The following is a 21,368-nucleotide window of genomic DNA, read 5'->3' on the forward strand; positions in this document are numbered from 1 at the left end:
TGGCCAAGCGTGCGCGGAGTCAGCCCGCGGTGGTCTCGATCCGGATCGTACCGGACAGCGTCTTGTGCACCGGGCACTTGATGGCGATGTCGAGCAGGCGCGCACGCTCATCAGAATCGAGCTGTCCGGCAAACTCGATGTGGCGCTGGAACACATAGGCGCCATCCTTCTGGCCGTGCTCGATACGCGCCCGCACGTCCTCCAGCCGCATGCTCTTGCGGCGCGCATACATGGTGACCGTCAGCGCGGTGCAGGCCGCCAGCGCGGCGGCCAACAGGTCGTGCGGTTCGGGGCCGCTGTCTTCTCCGCCGATGCTCGCCGTGGCATCGCTCAGGAGCTCATGCTTGCCGATGCTCAGGATCTGCTGCAGCGGGCCATTGCCCTTGTGGACGGTCACTTCCATGTTCTTCTCCCTGTTGGCGGCGCGGGCCACCCCGCGCCGGTTTCTTCTATTGACTCGATCTTACTGCGGCAGGTCGAAGACCAGGATTTCGGCCGCTTCCGCCTTTTCCAGGCGCACGGCTTCCTCGCCGCTGACCTTCAGTGCGTCGCCGCCGGCCAGCTGCACACCATTGACGAGCGCGCTGCCGCGGATCACGTGGACATAGGCCAGGCGCCCTGCCGCCAGCTCGTGGGTCAGCGCGTCGTCGCCGTTCATGATCGTGGCGTAGATGGAGGCATCCTGGCGCATCGAGACCGAGCCGTCGCGGCCGTCGTTCGAGGCGATCAGGCGCAGCCGGCCTTGTTTCGAGGCGGCGTCGAAGTGCTTTTCCTCGTAGCCGGGCGCTTCGTTCATGGTGTTCGGTTCGATCCAGATCTGCAGGAAGTGCACGCCCTCTTCCTTCGAGTGGTTGTACTCGCTGTGCACCACGCCGCTGCCCGCGCTCATGCGCTGCACGTCGCCGTAGCGCAGCACCGAACCGTTGCCCATGCTGTCCTTGTGCTCCAGCGCGCCCTCCAGCACATAGGAGATGATTTCCATATTGCGGTGGCCGTGCGAGTCGAAGCCGCGGCCCGGGGAGACCCGGTCTTCATTGATCACGCGCAGCGGGCCGAAGCCCATGTGCTTCGGGTCGTGATAGTGGCCGAAAGAGAAGCTGTGCTGGGATTTGAGCCAGCCGAAGCTTGCGGCGCCGCGTTCGTTTGCTTTACGTACGTTCAACATGGTGTTCTCCTTTTCTATGATGGATCATCGAAGCTCTCGATTACCGCCGGCGCCTGGCGCCTTGCTGTTCTTCGATGCGATGGAGCCATTATGCGCGCCGCCGCGGCGATTGAAAAACGGGTAGTTTTCCGCCCTATCATCGAAATTTTCGAACGCCCGTTCCGGCATCCGGCGTGCGCCGTCCATCGCTGCGGGCATGGTCTAATCGTCCAATCCGAATCCAATGGAGCCAACGATGCAGCAAGCGAGCGACGCCAGCCAGCTCGACGAAGCCACCCTGGCCTTCGTCCGCCGCGTATTCCAGAGCGCCCGCAGCGGCGACACCCCGCTTATCGCCGAACTGCTGGTCCAGGGCCTGCCGCCAAACCTGCGCAACGAGCGCGGCGACAGCCTCCTGATGCTGGCCAGCTACCACGGCCATGCCGACACGGCCCGCATCCTGCTGGCGCACGGGGCCGACCCGGAACTCATGAACGACGCCGGCCAGACGCCCCTGCTCGGCGCCGCCTTCAAGGGCGACGTCGCGGTGGCGACGGTCTTGCTGGACGGCGGCGCCCTGCCTGACAGCGCCGGGCCGAACGGCAAGACGGCCCTCATGTTCGCCGCCATGTTCAACCGCGAGGACATCGCCAGGCTCCTGCTCGAGCGCGGCGCCGACCCGGAACTGCGCGACGCCGACGGCCTCAGTCCGCTCTCCGCCGCCATGCGCATGGGCGCCGCCGACACCGCCGCCCTGCTGTCGAAGGTGCCGTCGTGAGCCGGAAATCCGGAGCGTTAGCCCGGCCGTACGATTGCCTGTGGCAACATTGCAAACTATTTCTGGTTCTGGCGTAATACATGTACGGAACGCAAGGCGTTCCATCATGGAAGGCAAGCATGGAACGACCACGCATTCCGCTGGACGAAGCGCAGCGCCTCGCGGCGCTGCATGCCACCAATCTCCTGGGCTCCGGCTCGGAAGAATCATTCGACCGCATCACCCGCACCGCCGCGCGTCTGCTCGACGTGCCCATCGCCCTGGTCTCCCTGATCGACCGCGACCGCCAATGGTTCAAGTCGCGCACCGGGATGGTCGCCTCCGAAACACCGCGCGACATCTCCTTTTGCGGGCACGCGATCCTGGCCGACGAGCCGCTGGTGGTGCCGGACGCGTCCCGCGACGCCCGCTTCGAGGACAATCCCCTGGTGACCGGCTCGCCCCACCTGCGCTTCTATGCGGGCGTGCAGCTGTACTCGATCGACCGCAAGAAGATCGGCACCCTGTGCGTGATCGACCGCCGCCCGCGCGAGATCGGCCCCGCCGAGCTGGACGCCCTGCGCGACCTGGCGCGCACGGTCGAGCAGCTGATCTACTCGCGCCAGCTGGCCATGGCGGCACAGTCGCTCAGCGAAGAGCTGCGCGCCGAGCGGGCCAGCCATGGCGCACACGGCGCAGCCGCCGGCACGGCGGGCCAGCTGGAGTGGCTGGTGGCGCACGACGTGCTGACCGGGCTGCCGAACCGCCAGGAGATGGTGCGCGCCATCCAGGCCAGCATCGCGCGCTGCCGCGAGCATGGGCGGCCGGCCCTGGTGGCATGCCTGAACATCGACCGCTTCAAGCGTTTCAACGAGCTGCTGGGCCACCGCGTGGCCGACGAGATCCTGGTGAACATCGCCAGGAGCGTCCAGGCCCTGCTGCGCGAGGGCGACCTGCTGGCGCGCTCGGGCAGCGACGAATTCCTGATCCTGCTGCATGCCAGGAGCGACCATCCGGAGCCGGAACGGGCCCTGGAGCGCATCATGGCGGTGGCCAATCGCGCCATCCCCGCGCCGGGCGGCGAGATCGCGCTCACCTTCAGCATCGGCACCGCGCTCATGCCGAAGGACGGCGACGACGCCGACGCCCTGCTCAACAACGCGGTGACGGCGATGCGCTACGCCAAGAAACAGGGGCGCGGGGAGATCCAGCCCTATTCCTCCACCCTGCGCACCGAGACCAGCCGCCGCCTGACCCTGGAGAGCCACCTGCGGCGGGCGCTGGCCCAGGACGAGCTGTTCGTCGAGTACCAGCCCAAGGTCGACCTGAGGAGCGGCGGCCTGGCCGGCTTCGAGGCGCTGGTGCGCTGGCGCCATCCCGAATTCGGCGTGATTCCTCCCGACGAGTTCATCCCCATCGCCGAGGAGACCGGCCTGATCGTCCCGATCAGCGACTGGGTGTTGGGCACGGCGGTCGCCCAGCTGGGCGAGTGGCGTGCGGCCAGCCTGGACGTGGCGCCGGTGGCCGTGAACCTGTCGGCGCGCCAGTTCCTGCAATCGGACGTGATCGCCTCCGTCACCACGCTGCTCGAGGCCTCGGGCGTGCCGCCGGAACTGCTGGAACTGGAGCTGACCGAAAGCGTGTCGATGGCCGACCCGGAGCGCAGCGTGGTCGTGATGCGCGGCCTGGGCGACCTCGGCGTGACCCTGAGCATCGACGACTTCGGCACCGGCTACTCGAGCTTCGGCTACCTCAAGCGCCTGCCGCTCGACAAGCTCAAGATCGACAAGTCCTTCGTGCAGGACATGGGCCACAGCGCCGAGTCGCTCGCCATCGTGCAGGCCATCGTGGCCATGGCCCACCGCCTCCAGCTATCCGTGATCGCGGAAGGCGGCGAGACCGCGGAACAGGTCGCGGCCCTGCGCAAGGCCGACTGCGACCAGCTGCAGGGCTACTACTACTCCAGGCCCTTGTCCGCCGCGGCCTGCACGGACTTCATCCTCGCCAGGGCTCAGGCGCCCGCCGCCTGAGGCGCCAGACCCGCGCCGCTACGCTCGACCTGGCGCCGGAACACGGTGAGCCCGACCAGCATCAGGCCGATCGGCACCAGGGTCAGGTAGAAGGCGAGCTGGCCGTCGAAGCGGCCGAACACATAGCCCGTCACCATCGAGCCCGTGGTGCCGCCAAGGGCCGAGAAGATCACCAGGAGACCCGTCATCGGCGCATGCTGGTGGCGCGGCAGGGAGCTGAGCATCACCGAGTTGATGCCGGGGTAGATCGGCGCCATGAACAGGCCGATCAGCGGGAAGACGAAGGCCGCGAGCGGCGCGCTGCTCCATCCCACGTTCGGGTCGTGGGCGATGCCGTGGCTGAGCGGGAGCGCCATCAGGATGGTCGCGCCCATGCCGAGCACGCAGGCGATCATGACCGGGAACCAGTTCAGGCGCCGCATGATCACCCCGGCCGACAGGCGGCCGACCGCCAGGCAGAAGGCGTAGATGCTGGTGACCTGCACGCTCATCGCGGCCGGCAGCTTCAGGATTTCGTTGTTGAAGGTCGGCAGCCAGGTGCCGACGCTCTGCTCGACCAGCACGTAGAGGAAGGCGGTCAGCACGAACACGCAGACCAGCGGGCGCAGGAAGAGGCGCAGCATCTCGAAGAAGTCCTGCACCGGGCCCTGGCTGGCCACGGGGGCCGCGCCGCTTTCGTCGAAGCGGGTCGACAGGACCAGCAGGAAGGTCAGCGCGCACATGGCGGACAGCAGCCAGTACACGTTCAGCCAGCTGGTGGACGCGGGGCTGGCGGAATCGATAAAGGCGCCGAAGATCCAGTAGGCGCTCAGCACCCCGACCATGAAGAAGCCTTCCAGCAGGTTCATGTAGCCGGCGTGCTGCTTGCGGTCGTCCGCGACCAGGCCCACGGTCGAATACACCGACACCTTCACCAGCGCGAAGGACACGCCCACGCACAGGAAGAGCAGCTTGGCGGTGGCGAAGCCCGGCAGCAGCGGCATGGCCAGCGTGGCGACGGCGACGATGCCGAGCGCCACCAGCATGGCGCGCTTGTAGCCGATGCGCGGCATGCTCGACGCGAGCAGGAAGGACACGATGGCGATCGGCAGGTCCTTGAAGCCTTCGAGCAGGCTGGCCGAGGACTTGTCGACGCCGTAGTTGTTGATGACCTGCATGATCACCGTCCCGACGCTGTTGAGCAGGATGGCGAACATGAAGTAGATGAGGAAGAGCGCCAGCAAGATGCGGCGCTTGCCGGAAGCCTGGCTGCCTGGATTAGTCACGCTGTCTCCTGTATTGGTGTATTTGTGCGTGTATTTAGTAACTAGAGTAACGCGTCAATAATCCCCGAGCCTGAATTCGCGCATCGAGGGAATCACGTAATCCGCGCGCCTCAGGACCTCCGGGCTGCCGACACCCACCGCCACCATCCCGGCGTCCTTGATGGAAGCCACACCGGCCACCGCGTCCTCGACACCGAGGCAGTCCCGCGGCGCCAGGCCAAGCTGGGCGGCCGCGGTGAGGAAGATCTCCGGATGCGGCTTGCTGTTGGCGATGCGCGCGGCGTCGACCACGGTGTCGAAGCGCTCGCGGATGCCGAGGCGGTCGAGCACCGTGAAGGCGTTCTTGCTGACCGATGCGAGACCGGTCTTCAGGCCCGCCGCCCGCACCGCCTCGAGCGCCTCGAGGGCGCCGGGCAGCAGGTCCTGCGGCGTCATGGTGGCGATCAGCTCCTGGTAGTGGCGGTTCTTGGCATCGGCCAGCGCCAGCTTTTCCTCCTGCGTGTAGCTGCGGCTGCCGCGCGCCAGGATCAGTGCGAGGGATCCCATGCGGTCGACGCCCTTGAGCTCCTCGTTGAAGGCTTCGTCGAAAGGGATGCCCTGCGACTCGGCCAGGCGCTTCCAGGCCAGGTAGTGGTAGTGGGCGGTGTCGGTGATGACACCGTCGAGGTCGAAGATCACAGCCTGGTACTTCATTGCGTCGCTCCCGGGTTGGCAGCCTGCCTGATCGGCGCGGCCTGCGTCAGTTCAATGGTCTCGCCGTGGTGAAGGAAGGCGATCCGCTCGCCTTCCACCAGGCGGTAGCGCGTGCCGCCGGCTTCGGCCGTCACTTCGAGCAGGGCGCCGTGCACGTGCACGCGAAAGGCGTAGCGGCTCCACTTGGCCGGGATGGTCGGGGCGAAGCGCAGGCCGCTGCCGTTCAGGCGCATGCCGGCGAAACCGTAGGCCACGCCCAGCCAGGTGCCGGCCATGGCGGCGGTGTGCACGCCGTACTCGGTATTCGCGTGGGTGTTGTCCAGGTCCAGGCGCGCGGTCTCCATGAAGTAGGCATAGGCCTTGTCGGCATAGCCCACTTCGGCCGCGACGATGCTGAAGATGCAGGACGAGAGCGAGGAGTCGTGGGTGGTCACCTTCTCGTAGAAATCGAAGTCGCGGCGCTTGTCCGCCAGTTCGAATTCGTCGGACAGCAGCAGCAGGGCCAGCACCACGTCGGCCTGCTTGCACACCTGGTGGCGGTAGATCACCAGGGGATGGTAGTGCAGCAGCAGCGGGTACTTGTCGGCCGGGGTAGCCGCGAAGTCCCAGGGCTTCTTGGACAGGAAGCTGTCGTCCTGGGCGTGGATGCCCAGTTCCGCGTCGTAGGGCAGGTGCATGGCCGCGCAGGCCGCACGCCAGGCGGCGATCTCGCCCTCCTCCAGGCCAATGGCCCCCGCCAGGCGCCGCCATTCGTCCGGGCGCTCGGCCCGCAGGCGGTCGGCGATCTCGCAGGCGAAGGCCATGTGCATGCGCGCCATGGCGTTCGTGTAGTAGTTGTTGTTGACCACCGCCGTGTATTCGTCCGGCCCGGTCACGGCATTGATGCAGAAACGCCCTTCCCGGTCGTAGCTGCCGATGCCGGTCCAGATGCGCGCGGTCTCCAGCACGATCTCGGCGCCGTACTGGGCGATGAAGTCGAAGTCCCCGGTCGCCAGCAGGTAGAGGCGGATCGAATAGGCGACGTCGGCGTTGATGTGGTACTGGGCGGTGCCGGCCGGGTAATAGGCCGAGCATTCTTCACCCGCGATGGTGCGCCAGGGGTAGAGCGCGCCGCGCTCGTGCGACATCTGGCGCGCCCGCTGGCGCGCCTTCGGCAGGCCGCCGTAACGGTATTGCAGCAGTGCGCGCGCGATCTCGGGTTTCGAGAACAGGAAGAAGGGGAAGACGTAGATTTCCGTGTCCCAGAAATAGTGGCCTTCATAGCCTTCGCCGGTGACGCCCTTGGCCGCGATATTCGTGCGCCCGTCGCGCCCCACCGACTGCAGCAGGTGGAACTGGTTGAAGCGCACGCCCTGCTGCAGGGCGTCGTCCCCCGCGATCTCGACGTCGGCCTTGGCCCAGAAGTCGCCCAGGTAGGCCGATTGGGCCGCCGCCAGCGCTGTGAAACCATCCGCCAGGCCGGCTTTCATCTCGGCGCGCGCCTGCGCCGCAACCTGTTCGGCGGCGACGTCGCGCGAGCTGACGTAGGCGATGTACTTGTGCAGGGTGAGCGCTTCGCCTGCACGCAGGGGCGCTTCGAAGGCCATGCCCGCATCGAGACGCGATGCGAGGATGCCGTCGACGCCGGAGGCGGCGCACGCGATCCCGCTCGCGAGCAGGAAGCCGCTGTTGCGGGTGCGTTGGCTCAAGACCAGGCCGTGTTCAAAGGCTTCAAGCCCGACCGGCAGCAGCGAGGGGCCGCTGATCGCCGAGCCCACGCGCGGGTCGTCGCCGGCCTGGATATTGCTGACCTCCCCGTCGAGCAGGGCCTCGAGGCGCACAATCCCATCGAAGTTCAGCGCCGTCACCCGGTATTCGATGGCGGCCAGGTGCTTGCGTCCGAAGCACACGAGGCGGCGGCTGTCGATGCGCAGGCGCTTGCCCTCGTCCAGTTCCCACTCGACCCGGCGCTCCAGCACCCCCGCGCGAAAGTCCAGGCTGCGCTCGTAGGACACGATGCGCCCGCTGCCGCTGTTCACGCGCCGGCCATCGACGAAGAGGGCGATCTTCTTCGCGTTCGGCACGTTCAGCATGAATTCGTTGGTGCGCGCCAGGCCGTAGGCGTTCTCGGGATAGTGGATCGTCTCGGTATCGTGGAAGCCGTTCAGGTAAGTGCCTTCCAGGGTGCTGCCCGGCTGGCCCGGCATGTCCTCGTGGGTGCCGCGCATGCCGATGTAGCCGTTGCCAAGGGAGAACAGGGTCTCGTGCAGGAAGCTGCGGGCCGGATCGAGACCGCGCTCGTGGATACGCCAGGGATCGGTCGGCAAGGCCATGTTATCGATGTCATTCATGCGTTCGGTTTCCTCGTCATGGCCGCCCTGCTTCGAGCGCGGCCGGCTCCGGTTGGGGGGTTGTCAGGTATGCCGGACGATCAGCGTCGTCGGCAGCATTTCGGATTGCACGGACTGGCCTTCGAGCATGGCCAGCATTTTCTTCGCCAGCAGCACTCCGCCGTCGCGCAGGTACTGGTGCACGCTCGTGAGCGGGGGCACGAAGCTTGCGGCGCCCGGCGTGTCGTCGTAGCCGATGACGGAGATGTCGTCCGGCACCCGCAGGCTTGCCTCGGTGAGTGCGCGGATCGCGCCCATGGCCAGCAGGTCGCTGGCGGCGAACAGGCCGTCGCAGGCCAGGCCAGGCTTCTTCTTCAGGAGCGTCGAGACGCATTCGAAGCCAGCTTCGAAGGTAAACGCCTTGGGACGGAGGATGTGCACGGTGGCGCGACCCGACAAGGCCTCGATGAAACCGGCGCAGCGCTCCTGCACCTCGGCGTGGTCGACGTCGCCCAGGAAGATCAGCTTGCGCCGGCCCTGCTCCAGGAAGCGTTCGGCCGCGCTGGCGCCGCCCTTGCGGTTGTGGCTGCCGACCACGACGTAGTCGGCCCCATCCTCGGGCGCCCCCCACACGACCAGCGGCAGATTGGTCTGTTGCAGCGCCTTCACCGCTTCGCCATGCGAGCCCTGGCCCAGCAGGATCAGGCCATCGGCCCCCTGCACCGGCGCCGTGTCAAGCAGTTGCTTGGAGGTCAGCACCACGCTGTAGCCCGAGGTCGTGAGTTCCTGGGTGATGCCGCCCAGCAGTTCCAGCGGATAGGGATCGGACATGGGCCGGCCCTTCACCGGGGTCATCTCGACCACCACCGCCACCGAGTAGGAACGGCGCATGCGCAGGTTGCGGGCGCTGATGTTGAAGCGGTAGCCCTGCTCGCTGGCGAGCTGGCGGATCTTCTCGCGGGTCTTCTCGGTCACGAGCGGACTGTCGCGCAGCGCGCGCGAGACCGTGATGGTGGACACGCCGGCGAGTTTCGCCAGGTCTTCCATCGTCGGTCCCGGATCGCCGGGCGCCTTGCCGTGCTTCGCTTGTGCCATGAATACCGCGTCGTAAAAGTGTTGCGTGAATGAGACTGCTTCTGAACAGTAAGCATTATGACAGGTTTTTCCGCGCTGTCGAGACCAAATGACATCGATAACAATTCCGTTGACATCGATAACATTCGATGATTCAATGGCCACACTTTCCTTGTTGAGCATTTACATCGACAGGGTTCGTGCGGGGAGGAGACGCCCCGCCAGTAGCCGCATTCCACAACAACAGAGAGCCTACTCATGAACCAGTCCGCACCATCGCGCAGCGCCTCGCCGCAACTATCCGCCATCGCCCTCGCCGTCCTCGCCCTGTCCCTGCACTGCCAGGTGGCGGCGCAGGAAACCACCGCCGCCCCGGCCGCTACCGTACAGGCCGATCCCGCCGGCCCGGCCGGCGTGCAACAGGAAATCCAGCAGGTTGTCGTCACCGGCACCGCCTCCAGCAGCGGCACCCGCAAGATCGACGCCGCCTTCAGCATCACCACCGCCACCGAAGAACAGCTCAAGATGGCGGCGCCGAGCAGCACCGCCGACATCATGAAGCTGGTACCGGGCGCCTATGCCGAGCCGACCGGCGGCCAGTCCGGCGCCAACATCCAGGTGCGCGGCTTCCCCTCGGGCAGCGATTCGCCCTTCGTCTCGGTGCAGATGAACGGCAATCCGATCTATCCGGTGCCGGTGCTGTCCTTCTTCGAGGGTTCGTCCTCCTTCCGCCTGGACGACACCATCGAGCGCGTGGAAGTGCTGCGCGGCGGCCCGAGCACCATCTATTCCGTCGGCCAGCCGGGCGCGACCATGAACTTCATCATGAAGAAAGGCACCGACACGCCGGAAGGCAGCCTGCGCTTCACGGTCGGCACCGGCAACCTGCGCCGCTTCGACGGCGTCTACAGCGGCAAGATCGCCGAGAACTGGTACGGCATGGTCGGCGGCTTCTACCGCGTGACCGACGGCATCCGCAAGTCCGGTTTCCCGGCGGACGACGGCGGCCAGCTGTCGGCCTCGATCACCCGCAAGCTGGAGGGTGGCGAACTGACGATCTATGCCCGCGGCACCGACGACAAGAACGCCTTCTATACCGGCTTGCCCCTGATCTCGGCGAACGAGGGCCGCTCGATCAGCGCCTTCCCCGGCTTCGACCCGCTCACCGGCACCTTGATGAGCAACGAGATGCGCCATTTCACCGTCGAGGCCGCCCCGGGTCGCACCCTGGACTACGACCTCGGCGACGGCCGCGGCCTGAAATCGACCCTGTTCGGCGTCGACTTCCAGCAAAACCTGAACGGCTGGCAGGTGTCGAACAAGTTCAACCATTTCAATGGCGACCTCAACACAATCGCCATGTTCACCGGTAACAACCCGCTGAGCGCGGCCGACTACCTGCAGGCGGCCATCGCTTCGGCCAATGCCAATCCGGAAGCCCTGGCTGCCGCCGGCGGCGTGCGGGCGACGAGCGGCACCATGAGCTGGGTGAAAGGCGGCGCCGTCTCCCCGAACCAGCAGGTCGTGCAGGCCGGCCTCTGGGCGGTCGAGAAGAAGCTGCGCTCCTCTACCAACGAGTTCCGCGTCAGCCGCGATATCGGCGCCCACACCGTCACCGCCGGCGCCTACCTCGCCAACTACTCCTCGCGCGACCGCTGGTTCCTCGGCAACAGCCACCTGATGAGCGCCACCCCGCAGGCCAGCCTGATCAATGTGCGCCTGGACAATGGCGTCGTCGTGGCCAACAACGGCAAGGACGGCAATGTCTTCTATGCGCCGGTCGCCTCCTATGACGGCGACAACACGGCGCTGTACATCGCCGACGAATGGCGCATCAGCGACCGCATCAAGCTCGACGCCGGCGTGCGCCGCGAGAAGCAGCGCCTGAACGCCTCGATCTCGAACCTCGGGACGGTCGACCCGGACGGCAATCCGCTGACCCTCTACAACAACGGCACCTCGGTGCCGACCGGCAGCTACACGGGCCTCGAGCGCGACGACTCCGTCAATTCCTTCACCGTGGGCGGCCTGATGAAGCTCACCAAGGACAGCAGCGTCTTCGTGCGCGCCAACCAGGGTCACACCTTCATCTACTTCGACGACATGCGCAACGCCGGCACCCAGGAAGTGCTGAACGACCGCTCGCGCGTGCCGACGCCCAAGGTCAAGCAGTTCGAAGTCGGCTACAAGACGGCCAATCCGCTCTACAGCGCCTACGTGAACGCCTTCTTCACCGACTTCACCGGCATCTCCTTCCAGCAGATCACCACCACCGGCGTGCTGTACTCGGTGAGCGGCTCCAAGGGCAAGGGCGTGGAGTTCGAACTGGCGCTGCGTCCGCTGGCCGGCCTGCAGCTGCAGCTCTCGGGCAACTGGCAGGATTCCGAGTACAAGGACAATCCGGCGATCGACGGCAACACCGTGCAGCGCCAGCCGAAGTTCCAGTACCGCTTCTCGCCGAGCTACCGCATTCCGGTGGGCGATTACGCCATGCGCCTGTACGGCACCTACTCGCGCATCGGCAGCCGCTGGGCAGACCAGGCCAACCAGCAATACCTGCCAGCCTACGAGACGCTGGACCTGGGTGTGCTGGCGGAACTGGGCAACAACCTCGAGCTGCGCATCAGCGCGACCAATGTCACGGACGAACTGGGCCTGACCGAGGGCAATTCGCGCCTTACGAGCGGCAACGGCACCGGTCCGATCAATGCGCGCCCCCTGTTCGGGCGCGCGGTGGAGGCTTCGCTGACCTACCGTTTCTGACGCGTTTCGTTTCGACACGCGGCTTCAGTTTTCCATGTCACCTCTCTTGGCGGGACTTCGGTCCCGCTTTTTTTGCTTTGTTGAATCGTGCGCATGCGCAAGCAAAAATATAATTAACGCTTGTGCAACCTTGGCGAGACACCATGAAAGCTTTGCCGCTCACCCTCCTCCTGTCCGGCGCCCTGTTGGCCGCCCCCGCGCATGCCAGCGATGCGATCCTGAAGTGCCGCACACTGGCCGACGGCCCTGCCCGGCTGGCCTGCTATGACGCGATCGACGTGAAGGCGCCGGCGCCCCTGGCGCGCAGCAAGGAAGAGGCATTCGGCCTGGGCCCGGCGATGACGGCCCCGGCGAAACGCAAGGAAGAAGCGAAGTCCGTCACCAGCACCATCGAAGGCCGCTTCGACGGTTGGGGACCGGGCGCCCAGATCAAACTCGCCAACGGCCAGGTCTGGCGCGTGGTCGACGGCAGCGAGGTGGCGCTGCCGGTTGCCAGCAACCCGAAGGTCAGCATCGAGCGCGGCATGCTCGGCGCCTTCTACCTGCAAGTAGAAGGCAGCAACAATACCGCCCGGGTCAGCCGGGTCAAGTAAGAGGTTCTTGGCGAAGGGACCGGCGCATGTAGCGGGCTGTTCCCGGATAGCCGGCCAGGGCCGCGCGCGCCTGGGGACATGCGACCTCGGCCTCACGATAGCCGAGCGCAGCCCAGAAGGGCGCCGTGTCCTGCACCGACACCAGGCTCGACGTAGGGAGGCCCAGCGAACGGCCGTGTTCCAGGAGATGCGCCACCAGCCTGCGTGCGAGCCCACGCCCATGGGCGCGCGGCGCGACCGCCAGGTCGTGCAGGTAGAGCGTGTCCGCCTCAAGCGCCGGTGCGAAGGGCGCATCCAGCGGCGTGACCACACCCAGCCGGCTCGGATAGGCGAACAGGTAGCCGCACACACCCTCGGCATCCACGGCGACGGCACAGCTGCCGGGCGCCGCGCGCATGCGCGACAGGACAATCGCGGCCGGTTCCTGCATCGACACCGGGTAGCAGGCCGCCTGCACATGCAATACCGCGTCGAGGTCGGCCGGGCGCATGGGGCGCAGTTCGCAAGAGTATTCGTGCTGCATGAAACGACGGGCAAAAGTCCGCCATCGTAGCATGAGGCCGCCTGCTGCCGTCGTTCGTCGCGCGCTTTCGTCGTTCGTCGCCTCGCGGTTTCCGGTGCGCCGCGCCTTCCCTACACTGTCCTTATTGCTTTATATTAATGAGCTGGAGGATGTATGTGGCGCAGGCTGATCGATTGGTACGACGACGTGGAGCGTGAACGGCTTGCCGTGCAGGACGACCCCGCGCTGCTGGAAGCGCGGTGGCGCTTCAGCCCCCGCCGCTACCTGGTGTGCAAGCTGATGTCGATGACGCCGACCGAGCGCCAGGAGATGCGCGCGTTCTGCGAGGTCTACCAGGGACGGCGGCTCTGGCTGGCCCTCGCCAAGTTCGCGGCCGGGTTCTCCCTGGCCGGCGTGCTCCTGCATCTCCTGGTCGACAAGTTCAGCTGGCTCGGCGCCATCGGGATCGCCAACCTCGTCGGATTCAGCCTGCTCCTGGGCGCCATCGCGGCCTGGTTCAACATGAGCTATGTGGTCGCCACCCGGCGCCGGGTGGTCCTGTACGCCGTCGCAGGGGTCGTCGTGGGCGGCCTCGCGAGCGCCCTGGTAAGCATCGTCCTCCAGGCGGCGCCGATCTCGGAAGTACTGGAACGCCTGCCGCGCATGTTCTTCGCGGCGGCAATCGGTTGCGCCACGGGCGTTGCGCCCATCCTGATCGTCGGCCGCATCCGCCGCCGCAAGCAGGAAGCCATGACGCGCAAGCTCCAGCGCGACGCCGAAGCCGAACGCCTGGCGCGCGAGCTGAGCGAATCGAAGCTGCGCATGCTGCGCGCCCAGATCGAGCCGCACTTCCTCTTCAATACCCTGGGCGCGGTGCAACAGCTGGCGGCCGACGGCGCGCCGCGGGCCGCCGCCCTCACCGCCGACCTGATCGACTTCCTGCGCGCCAGCTTCAGCGATATGCGGCGCGAGCAGGTCACCCTTGCCAACGAATTCGCCACCATCGCCGCCTACCTGCGCGTGATGCAGGCGCGCATGGGCAAGCGCCTGGACTTCTCCCTCGACCTGCCCGACGCCCTGGCGCCGCTGCAGGTGCCGAGCATGCTGGTGCTGACCCTGGTCGAGAACGCGATCAAGCACGGGATCGAACCCTCGCTGCGCGGCGGCGCCATCCTGGTCAGCGCGCTCGAAGAAGATGGCAGGGCCGTGATCCGGGTGCGCGACACCGGCGTGGGCATGAGCGCCACGCCGGGCGATGGGGCCGGCCTCGACAATGTGCGCCGGCGCCTCGCCCTGGCCTACGGCGACGATGCCGCACTGGCGCTGTACGACGCCGATCCCGGCGTGGCCGCGCAAGTCGTGCTGCCATTGGCGCGCGCGACCTGGCAGGAGGCCGCATGACGACCGTCCTGATCGCCGAAGACGAACCGCTGATGCGCGAGCGCCTGGTGGGCATGTTGGCGGCAAGCTGGCCGGAAGCGCGCATCGTGCTGGAGGCCGAGAACGGTAACGACGCCTGGGACGGCTACCTGGAACACGAGCCGGAGGTGGTCTTCCTCGACATCCGCATGCCCGGCCTGTCCGGCCTCGAAGTGGCCGAACGCATCGGCGACGGCGCCCACGTGGTCTTCGTCACCGCCTACGACCAGTATGCCGTCGACGCTTTTGACGCCGGCGCCGTCGACTACCTGCTCAAACCCGTGCAGGCCGACCGCCTCGAGCGCGCCCTGGCCCGGATCCGCGCCAAGCTGAGCCAGTCGCCCGCCGACCTCGGCGACCTGTTGCGGCACCTGAAAACGAGCCTGCCCGGCGCGCGCAGCGAAAAGCTCAAGTGGCTGAAAGCGACGGTCGGCCGCCAGATCCGCCTGATCGACGTCGAGGAGGTGCTGTTCTTCCAGTCCGATACCAAGTACACCCGCGTGGTGCTGCCGGATTCGGAAGCGCTGGTGCGCACTCCCTTGAAGGACCTGCTGGGCGGCCTCGACCGCGACCGCTTCTGGCAGATCCACCGCGGCACCCTGGTGAACGTCGGCGCAATCGCCGCGGTTGAGCGCATCGACGCCGAGCGCATGCAGGTCCTGCTGCGCGGCTGCGAGGAAAAGCTGCCCGTCAGCCGTACGTTCACGCATCTGTTCCGGGATTGACGGCCATGGCAGGCTGAGCCCGGGCTCTTCGACGTGTGCGGCTTGACGGCGCCGGCCGCATCGGCCAAGATAACTGAATGACAACGTCTGCTTTGTCCACAAGGCTTGCACGGCGGCGCCAGCGGCATCCGGCCATCCGCCGTTCCAGCCCTGGCTCCCCGCGCGAATGCGCAGGCGTCCCACTTACCGACAGGACGACCGCATGACCCCGATTGAATCCGCCAGGCCCCCGCACGCCCCCGAATACATCCTCAACGCCGCCTGCCGCGCCGGCATCGGCATCGTCGCCGCCGTGGCCACCTTCCTCGCCGAGCGCGACTGCTACATCTGCGCGCTGGAACAGTTCGACGACGACTCCACCGAGCGCTTCTTCATGCGCGCCGTGTTCCGCCGCCAGGCCGGTTCCCCATCCATCGAGGAGCTCCACGAACAGTTCGGCAGCGGCGTCGCCACCCGCCTGGACATGCAGTGGAAGATCCACGACGCGGCCGAGCCGGTCAAGACCGTCCTCATGGTCTCGAGGGACGACCACTGCCTCGACGACCTGCTCTACCGCCGCCGCAACGGCGAACTGAACATGTCGATCACGGCCGTCGTGTCGAACCACCTCGACCTGCGCCCCATGGTCGAGCGCGAAGGCATCCGCTTCATCTTCCTGCCGGTGACGAAAGAGAACAAGGCCCAGCAGGAAGCGCGCCTGCTCGAAGTGGTCGAGGAAACCCGCGCCGAGCTGGTGATCCTGGCGCGCTACATGCAGATCCTCTCGGACGAGCTGGCGCGTCGCCTGGCCGGGCGCTGCATCAACATCCACCACTCCTTCCTGCCCGGCTTCAAGGGCGCCAAGCCCTATCACCAGGCCTTCGATCGCGGGGTCAAGCTGATCGGCGCCACCGCCCATTATGTGACGCCGGACCTGGACGAAGGCCCGATCATCGAACAGATGGTCACCCGCGTCGACCACAACTTCAAGCCCGAGCAGCTGGTGCGCGTGGGCCGCGACAACGAGTGCATGGCGCTGGCCGCGGCGGTGAAGTTCCACATCGAGCGCCGCGTCTTCGTCCACGGGAACAAGACCATCGTGTTCCGGGGCAGCTGAGGCTCAGCGCTCGGCCTCCCTTTCCGTCCGCTGCTGCAGCAGCCAGAGCCGGGCGTACTGCCCCTTGCGCCGCAGCAGCTCCTCGTGCCTGCCCTGCTCGACGATGCGTCCGCGGTCCATCACCACGATGCTGTCCGCGGCCACGATGGTGGACAGCCGGTGCGCGATGATCAGGGTGGTGCGGCCCTGCGCCAGCCGGTCCAGTTCCTGCGTGATGGCGTGTTCGGAGACGGCGTCGAGCGCCGACGTGGCCTCGTCGAAGATCAGGATACCCGGGTTTTTCAAAACGGCGCGGGCGATCGCGATGCGCTGCTTTTCGCCGCCCGACAGGTTCACGCCGCGCTCGCCGACCTGGGTGTCGTAGCCCTCGGGCAGCGATTCGATCAGCTCGTGCAGGTGGGCGGCGCGGCAGGCCCGGATCACGTCCTCGCGGGTGCTGCCGACGCGGCCATAGGCGATATTGTTCCCGATCGTGTCGTTGAACAGCGCCGTCTCCTGCGGCACCACGCCGATGGCCTGGCGCACGCTGCCGGCCGCCACCGCGCGAATGTCCTGGTCGTCGACGAGGATGCGGCCGCTCGCGGGGTCGTAGTAGCGCAGCAGCAGGCGCGCCAGGGTCGACTTGCCCGAGCCGCTGCGCCCGACCACGGCGAGCGTCGTGCCGGGCGCGATACGCAGGCTGACGTCCACCAGCACGGGACGCGCCGCCTCGTAGTGGAAATTCACGTGCTCGAACACGACCTCGCCGGGACCATCGGCTAGCCGCGGCGCACCTGGCGCATCGACGATCTCGGGCTGCTCGCGCAGCAGCTCGAACAGGCGCTCCGTGTTCACCCAGGCGTCACGCCCCTCGCGGTACACGAAACCCAGGGCATTCAGGGGCAGGCAGACCTGCAGCGCAAAGGCATTGATCAGGACGAGGTCGCCCACGCTCATCTGGCGCTGCATGACGGCCTGGCCGGCCAGCAGCATGATGGCCGCCACGCCCAGGGCGATGACCGCGCTCTGCCCCACGTGCAGGGTGAACAGCGCGCGCTGGTTGGCCGCGCCCGCCGCCCGCCAGTCCTTCAGGATGGCGCCGAAGCGCTCAGCCTCGAGCGCCTCGTTGTTGAAGAACTTGACCGTGTCGTAGTTGATCAGGCTGTCGGCCAGGCGCCCCTTGGCGCTGGAGTCGAGCTTGTTCACGCGGCGCTGGTAGACCACGCGGCGCGCCGTGAACACCAGGGTGAAGCCAGCGTACAGCAGGAAGGTGAGCAGGATGACGGCGGCGAAGCCGGCCGGGTAGCGGCTGAGCATGATGCCCAGCACGAGCGCGATCTCGACCAGGGTGGGCACGATGGTGAACAGGCCCACGCCCAGCAGGAAGGCGATGCCGCCGGTGCCGCGGTCGATATCGGGCAGCAGGCTGCCGAGCTTGCGCCGCGCGTGGAAACGCGGGCCGAGGGCATGCAGGTGGACGAAGGTCTTGCGCGCGTAGGCCGAGACGGCTTCCAGGGTCACGCGCACAAACAGCAGGTCGCGCCATTCGTTGAACAGGGTCGAGGAAAAGCGCAGCAGCGCGTAGCCGACCAGCAGGTAGAGCGGCAGCCTGGCCGGCAGTTCGGCGCCGGATAGCGCGTCGATGATCCGCTTGAGCAGCAGCGGCACCGCCACCGTGGCCAGCTTGGCCACCAGCAGCAGCGCGACCGCGGCAGCGATGCGCCAGCGGTAGCGCTTGATCACCTGCCACAACTCGGCGCTGATGCGCCCGTCCGCCCCGCTGTCGTGTGCGCCCGCCATCGCCTTTTCCCGCATGAGAATAAGGCTTGGACCGGTGCGCAGGGCGCGGCGTTCGCCGGGCGTCCTCCGCATCCTCAGGACAGGTTCAGAATTCTTCCCACTCCTGCTCGGCTGCTTTTACGGCGGCGACCGGCTTGCGCACGGGCGCCGGCCTGGTCGCGCCGGTGCGTGCCGGCGGCGCCAGGCGAGGCGCCGGCGCCGTGCTGGCGGGGGCCGGGGCAGCCGCCTCGGCGCCGGTGCGGAACACCGATACCGCCTCGGCCAGGCGTGCGGCCTGTTCCTGCATCGAGTCGGCCGCTGCCGCCGCTTCCTCGACCAGGGCGGCGTTCTGCTGCGTTACCTGGTCCATCTGCACCACTGCGGAATTGATCTGCTCGATGCCCGCCGTCTGCTCGGCGCTGGCGGCGCTGATCTCGCTCATGATGTCGGTCACGCGGCGCACGCTGTCGACGATCTCCTGCATCGTGCTGCCCGCCTCGGCCACGAGCCTGCTGCCGGCGCCGGCGGCCTCGGTCGATTCCACGATCAGGGCCTTGATTTCCTTGGCAGCGCTTGCCGAACGCTGGGCCAGGTTGCGCACTTCGCTGGCCACGACGGCGAAGCCGCGGCCCTGCTCGCCCGCCCGCGCCGCTTCCACGGCGGCATTCAAGGCCAGGATATTGGTCTGGAAGGCGATCCCGTCGATCACGCCGATGATGTCGGCGATCTTGCCGGCCGAGGCATCGATGCGGCCCATGGTGCCGACCACTTCGCCGATCACCTGGCCGCCGCGTTCGGCCACCATCGATGCCGCCGCGGCCAGGGTATTCGCCTGGCGCGCATTGTCGGCGTTCTGCTTCACGGTCGAGGTCAGCTCTTCCATCGACGAAGCGGTTTCTTCCAGCGAGCTGGCCTGTTCTTCGGTGCGGGTCGACAGGTCGAGGCTGCCGCTGGCGACTTCGCGCGAGGCGGTGGCAATGGTGTCGGTGCCGGTCCGCACCACGGTCACGGTACGCACCAGCGATTCGTTCATCGTTTTCAGGGCGTTCAGCAGCTGGCCGGTTTCGTCCGTCGTCGTCACCTCGATGCGGCTGGTGAGGTCGCCGGCCGCGACGGTGTTGGCCACCTCCAGGGCACGCGCCACCGGGCGGGTGATCGAGCGGGTAATCCAGTAGCCGATCGCCCCGGCCGCAGCCAGGGAAGCCAGGGCAAGCGCCACCATCCAGACGCGCATCGAACGGTCCAGCGCCACCGCCTCGTCGGCCGTCTTGATGCTGAATTCCTTCTGCATGGCGAGCTGGTCGTTCACAGCCCCCTTCAGCTCGGCGAGGGCGGGACGCAGCACGCTCATCAGGAAGGCGTGGGACTGTTCCTGGTCACCCGCCTCGATCAGCTTCAGGAGCTGGTCGCCACCCGCGACGTACTTGTCGTTGGCCGCCACCATGCGGTCCAGCAGGGCCAGGGCGTTCGGGAACAGCAGGGTCTGGCGCAGGTGTGCGAATTCTTCCAGTATCTCCTTGCGCGAGGACGCCAGCTCGGCACGCTGCTTCTCGCGGTCGGCAGGATCGGCATTGAGCATCATGTTGCGGATCGCAATGGCTTGATCGTTGACTTCGGCCAGCACCGCAGTGGTGGCGATGATGTTCGGCACGCGGCGCTCGGCAACGTCGACGCTGCCCGCGCTGACCTTGGCAAGCATCTGGATGCCGATGGCCTGGCTGCCGACCAGCAGGACGGCGACAATGCCGAAGCCCAAAGCAAGGCGCTTGGCGATCTTCAAGTTTGCAAGTTTCATTTTTATAAAGAATGTTTCGGTGGACGCATTGTTGGAAGCATTTGCGCACGAACTTGCCATACGGCAATGTGCTTGCTACGAAGAGATTACGGCTGTCAAACGAGGAACCCGATGGAGAAATGTAAATTCCCCAAAAAATAGATGTGTGAAACAACACGGTCCCGGCCTCGCGGAGCTTCCAGCGAGTTACATTTCGTGAGCCTTCGACATGCCTCTTGATGAAACAATACAGCTGCTCTCACCCTCATTTCCCGATCCGTGCCCCGTCCTCCTGTCTCCGGCCACCTTGCCATCGATCTCCTGCGCGCCGAGTTCACCGACCGTTTGCTCGAAACCGCCCACCTGGAAGCCCAGCTGCCCCGCACCCGCAGGCAGCTGGCTTTCACCCTGCTGTTCTGCAGCCTGTATTTCCTGTGTTTCTTCGCCACCGACGTGGCGGCGCTCGGCATCGTCCCCGACACCGCCCTGCTGCTCGGCGCGCGCCTGCTGGTCGCCGCATGCGCGTGGTCCTGCGCCTGGCTCGTGTGGCGCCGCCGGCCGGGAGTCAAGGCGAGCCGACTGGCCGCGACCGTGGCTGAAAGCGTCGCGCTCGGCTGCTTCATGGTGATCGCGCTGCACCGGCCAGGCGAATTCCACTGGCACGCGATGTCGCTGGCCATCATGCTGCTGGTGATCTACCTGTTCATCCCCAATCGCCTCGCCACGGCCCTGGCGATCGCGGCCGCGGCCACCGCCGTCTTCCTCGGCCTGACCCTGGCCTACGCCGGCATGGACTTCGCCGACCTGCTCACCATGTGCATGCTGCTCGCGCTGGTGAACACCTTCGGCGCGCTGGCGGCGCGGCGCTACCAGCTCGCCACCCGCGAGGAATACCGGGCCCGCCTGGTGCTGGAAGACGCGGCCGAGCGCGACTGGCTCACCGGCTGCCATAACCGCCGCTGCCTCCATGACGTGCTGCTCGACACGGCGCAGGCCCGTGGCCATGCCGGCCAGCCCCTGAGCGTGATCCTGTGCGACATCGATCACTTCAAGCGGATCAACGACAGCCACGGCCATGGCGCGGGCGACGCCGTCCTGGTCGACTTTTCGAAGCTCCTGCAGGCGGTGGCGCGCGAGGGCGTCGACAGCGTGATCCGCTACGGCGGCGAGGAATTCCTGCTGGTCCTGCCCGGGACGAGCCTGTCCGCGGGCGTGCAACTCGCCGAATGGCTGCGGCAGCGCTGCGCCGCCATGCCGGTGCAGGGCCATGCCGATGGCGCCACGATCTACACCACGGCCAGCTTCGGGGTGGCGAGCTGCGCGGATGGCGACACGCCGCTGTTGGAACTGATCGATGCGGCCGACAAACTGATGTACACGGCCAAGCGCAACGGCCGCGACCGCGTCGAGTCGCTGCTGCTGGCCGCGCCCCTGCCGAAGGCCGCCTGAATCCGGCCGTCCGTGCC

General features: G+C 67.0%; 18 protein-coding genes. 8 read left to right on the forward strand and 10 right to left on the reverse strand.

The window, feature by feature from the left end; translation table 11 throughout:
* Window positions 1-19 precede the first annotated feature (19 nt).
* From NX780_RS21230 to NX780_RS21240, 3 genes are read right to left on the reverse strand one after another with little or no spacing between them, the layout of a single operon-like run.
* Window positions 20-403: an OsmC family protein gene (locus NX780_RS21230; RefSeq protein WP_258829875.1), complete on the reverse strand. Its 384-nt coding sequence runs from the start codon at window positions 401-403 to the stop codon at window positions 20-22.
* 60 nt (window positions 404-463) lie between these two features.
* Window positions 464-1,165, reverse strand: a complete 702-nt coding sequence (locus tag NX780_RS21235; RefSeq protein ID WP_258829876.1) for a pirin family protein — start codon at window positions 1,163-1,165, stop codon at window positions 464-466.
* A 24-nt stretch (window positions 1,166-1,189) separates the two neighbouring features.
* Window positions 1,190-1,363: a hypothetical protein gene (locus NX780_RS21240; protein WP_258829877.1), complete on the reverse strand. Its 174-nt coding sequence runs from the start codon at window positions 1,361-1,363 to the stop codon at window positions 1,190-1,192.
* Between the two features lie 37 nt (window positions 1,364-1,400).
* On the opposite strand from NX780_RS21240, the gene NX780_RS21245 reads away from it, so the two are divergent.
* Both NX780_RS21245 and NX780_RS21250 read left to right on the forward strand, forming a co-directional pair.
* Entirely contained in the window at window positions 1,401-1,922 is a 522-nt protein-coding gene (locus NX780_RS21245) for an ankyrin repeat domain-containing protein (protein ID WP_258829878.1), read from the forward strand.
* A 119-nt stretch (window positions 1,923-2,041) separates the two neighbouring features.
* Complete coding sequence (locus NX780_RS21250) at window positions 2,042-3,931, forward strand: putative bifunctional diguanylate cyclase/phosphodiesterase (protein ID WP_258829879.1); 1,890 nt, start codon at window positions 2,042-2,044, stop codon at window positions 3,929-3,931.
* On the opposite strand, the gene NX780_RS21255 is transcribed toward NX780_RS21250, so the two are convergent.
* From NX780_RS21255 to NX780_RS21270, 4 genes are all read right to left on the reverse strand, one after another.
* Complete coding sequence (locus tag NX780_RS21255; protein ID WP_258829880.1) at window positions 3,913-5,196, reverse strand: MFS transporter; 1,284 nt, start codon at window positions 5,194-5,196, stop codon at window positions 3,913-3,915. The genes NX780_RS21250 and NX780_RS21255 overlap by 19 nt on opposite strands.
* A 54-nt stretch (window positions 5,197-5,250) precedes the next feature.
* The gene (gene pgmB / locus NX780_RS21260; protein ID WP_258829881.1) at window positions 5,251-5,889 is read right to left on the reverse strand and encodes a beta-phosphoglucomutase; all 639 of its coding nucleotides are present in this window, start codon (window positions 5,887-5,889) and stop codon (window positions 5,251-5,253) included.
* Window positions 5,886-8,219: a glycoside hydrolase family 65 protein gene (locus NX780_RS21265; protein WP_258829882.1), complete on the reverse strand. Its 2,334-nt coding sequence runs from the start codon at window positions 8,217-8,219 to the stop codon at window positions 5,886-5,888. The genes pgmB and NX780_RS21265 overlap by 4 nt, the downstream gene beginning before the upstream one ends.
* Before the next feature lie 63 nt (window positions 8,220-8,282).
* Window positions 8,283-9,293 (reverse strand): LacI family DNA-binding transcriptional regulator, encoded by a 1,011-nt coding sequence (locus tag NX780_RS21270; RefSeq protein ID WP_258829883.1) that lies wholly within the window; start codon window positions 9,291-9,293, stop codon window positions 8,283-8,285.
* Window positions 9,294-9,530: 237 nt separating this feature from the next.
* Here NX780_RS21270 and NX780_RS21275 point away from each other — a divergent pair, with 237 nt between their 5' ends.
* Both NX780_RS21275 and NX780_RS21280 read left to right on the forward strand, forming a co-directional pair.
* On the forward strand, window positions 9,531-12,035 hold the full coding sequence (locus tag NX780_RS21275) for a TonB-dependent receptor (protein ID WP_258829884.1): 2,505 nt from the start codon (window positions 9,531-9,533) through the stop codon (window positions 12,033-12,035).
* A 143-nt stretch (window positions 12,036-12,178) separates the two neighbouring features.
* Window positions 12,179-12,628 (forward strand): hypothetical protein, encoded by a 450-nt coding sequence (locus NX780_RS21280; RefSeq protein ID WP_258829885.1) that lies wholly within the window; start codon window positions 12,179-12,181, stop codon window positions 12,626-12,628.
* Here the strand turns inward: NX780_RS21280 and NX780_RS21285 are convergent.
* Entirely contained in the window at window positions 12,621-13,151 is a 531-nt protein-coding gene (locus tag NX780_RS21285) for a GNAT family N-acetyltransferase (protein WP_258829886.1), read from the reverse strand. The two genes, NX780_RS21280 and NX780_RS21285, sit on opposite strands and share 8 nt — an antisense overlap.
* Window positions 13,152-13,304: 153 nt before the next feature.
* Between NX780_RS21285 and NX780_RS21290 the strand changes: the two genes are divergently transcribed.
* The 3 genes from NX780_RS21290 (at window position 13,305) to purU (ending at window position 16,370) form a co-directional block, all read left to right on the forward strand.
* Window positions 13,305-14,531, forward strand: coding sequence for a sensor histidine kinase (locus NX780_RS21290; RefSeq protein ID WP_258829887.1), 1,227 nt, complete (start codon window positions 13,305-13,307; stop codon window positions 14,529-14,531).
* Window positions 14,528-15,274: a LytR/AlgR family response regulator transcription factor gene (locus tag NX780_RS21295; RefSeq protein WP_258829888.1), complete on the forward strand. Its 747-nt coding sequence runs from the start codon at window positions 14,528-14,530 to the stop codon at window positions 15,272-15,274. Before NX780_RS21290 ends, NX780_RS21295 begins: the two co-directional genes overlap by 4 nt.
* Before the next feature lie 202 nt (window positions 15,275-15,476).
* Window positions 15,477-16,370 (forward strand): formyltetrahydrofolate deformylase, encoded by an 894-nt coding sequence (gene purU / locus NX780_RS21300; RefSeq protein ID WP_258829889.1) that lies wholly within the window; start codon window positions 15,477-15,479, stop codon window positions 16,368-16,370.
* A gap of 3 nt (window positions 16,371-16,373) precedes the next feature.
* Here purU and NX780_RS21305 read toward each other — a convergent pair whose 3' ends face one another.
* Complete coding sequence (locus tag NX780_RS21305; protein WP_258829890.1) at window positions 16,374-18,149, reverse strand: ABCB family ABC transporter ATP-binding protein/permease; 1,776 nt, start codon at window positions 18,147-18,149, stop codon at window positions 16,374-16,376.
* Window positions 18,150-18,234: 85 nt separating this feature from the next.
* The gene (locus tag NX780_RS21310; protein WP_258829891.1) at window positions 18,235-19,923 is read right to left on the reverse strand and encodes a methyl-accepting chemotaxis protein; all 1,689 of its coding nucleotides are present in this window, start codon (window positions 19,921-19,923) and stop codon (window positions 18,235-18,237) included.
* Window positions 19,924-20,181: 258 nt separating this feature from the next.
* Between NX780_RS21310 and NX780_RS21315 the strand changes: the two genes are divergently transcribed.
* Window positions 20,182-21,351, forward strand: a complete 1,170-nt coding sequence (locus tag NX780_RS21315) for a GGDEF domain-containing protein (protein ID WP_258829892.1) — start codon at window positions 20,182-20,184, stop codon at window positions 21,349-21,351.
* The last annotated feature ends 17 nt before the right edge of the window (window positions 21,352-21,368 follow it).

This window comes from Massilia agri, from assembly GCF_024753255.1.
GTDB classification, from domain to species: domain Bacteria; phylum Pseudomonadota; class Gammaproteobacteria; order Burkholderiales; family Burkholderiaceae_D; genus Telluria; species Telluria agri.

Coding starts and splice junctions, on each gene's coding strand:
- NX780_RS21230 (WP_258829875.1), bottom strand. CDS start 403: ATGGAAGTGACCGTCCACAAGGGCAATGGCCCGCTGCAGCAGATCCTG.
- NX780_RS21270 (WP_258829883.1), bottom strand. CDS start 9,293: ATGGCACAAGCGAAGCACGGCAAGGCGCCCGGCGATCCGGGACCGACG.
- NX780_RS21280 (WP_258829885.1), top strand. CDS start 12,179: ATGAAAGCTTTGCCGCTCACCCTCCTCCTGTCCGGCGCCCTGTTGGCC.
- purU (WP_258829889.1), top strand. CDS start 15,477: ATGACCCCGATTGAATCCGCCAGGCCCCCGCACGCCCCCGAATACATC.
- NX780_RS21290 (WP_258829887.1), top strand. CDS start 13,305: ATGTGGCGCAGGCTGATCGATTGGTACGACGACGTGGAGCGTGAACGG.
- NX780_RS21235 (WP_258829876.1), bottom strand. CDS start 1,165: ATGTTGAACGTACGTAAAGCAAACGAACGCGGCGCCGCAAGCTTCGGC.
- NX780_RS21295 (WP_258829888.1), top strand. CDS start 14,528: ATGACGACCGTCCTGATCGCCGAAGACGAACCGCTGATGCGCGAGCGC.
- NX780_RS21240 (WP_258829877.1), bottom strand. CDS start 1,363: ATGCCCGCAGCGATGGACGGCGCACGCCGGATGCCGGAACGGGCGTTC.
- NX780_RS21265 (WP_258829882.1), bottom strand. CDS start 8,219: ATGAATGACATCGATAACATGGCCTTGCCGACCGATCCCTGGCGTATC.
- NX780_RS21275 (WP_258829884.1), top strand. CDS start 9,531: ATGAACCAGTCCGCACCATCGCGCAGCGCCTCGCCGCAACTATCCGCC.
- NX780_RS21310 (WP_258829891.1), bottom strand. CDS start 19,923: ATGAAACTTGCAAACTTGAAGATCGCCAAGCGCCTTGCTTTGGGCTTC.
- pgmB (WP_258829881.1), bottom strand. CDS start 5,889: ATGAAGTACCAGGCTGTGATCTTCGACCTCGACGGTGTCATCACCGAC.
- NX780_RS21285 (WP_258829886.1), bottom strand. CDS start 13,151: ATGCAGCACGAATACTCTTGCGAACTGCGCCCCATGCGCCCGGCCGAC.
- NX780_RS21250 (WP_258829879.1), top strand. CDS start 2,042: ATGGAACGACCACGCATTCCGCTGGACGAAGCGCAGCGCCTCGCGGCG.
- NX780_RS21305 (WP_258829890.1), bottom strand. CDS start 18,149: ATGGCGGGCGCACACGACAGCGGGGCGGACGGGCGCATCAGCGCCGAG.
- NX780_RS21245 (WP_258829878.1), top strand. CDS start 1,401: ATGCAGCAAGCGAGCGACGCCAGCCAGCTCGACGAAGCCACCCTGGCC.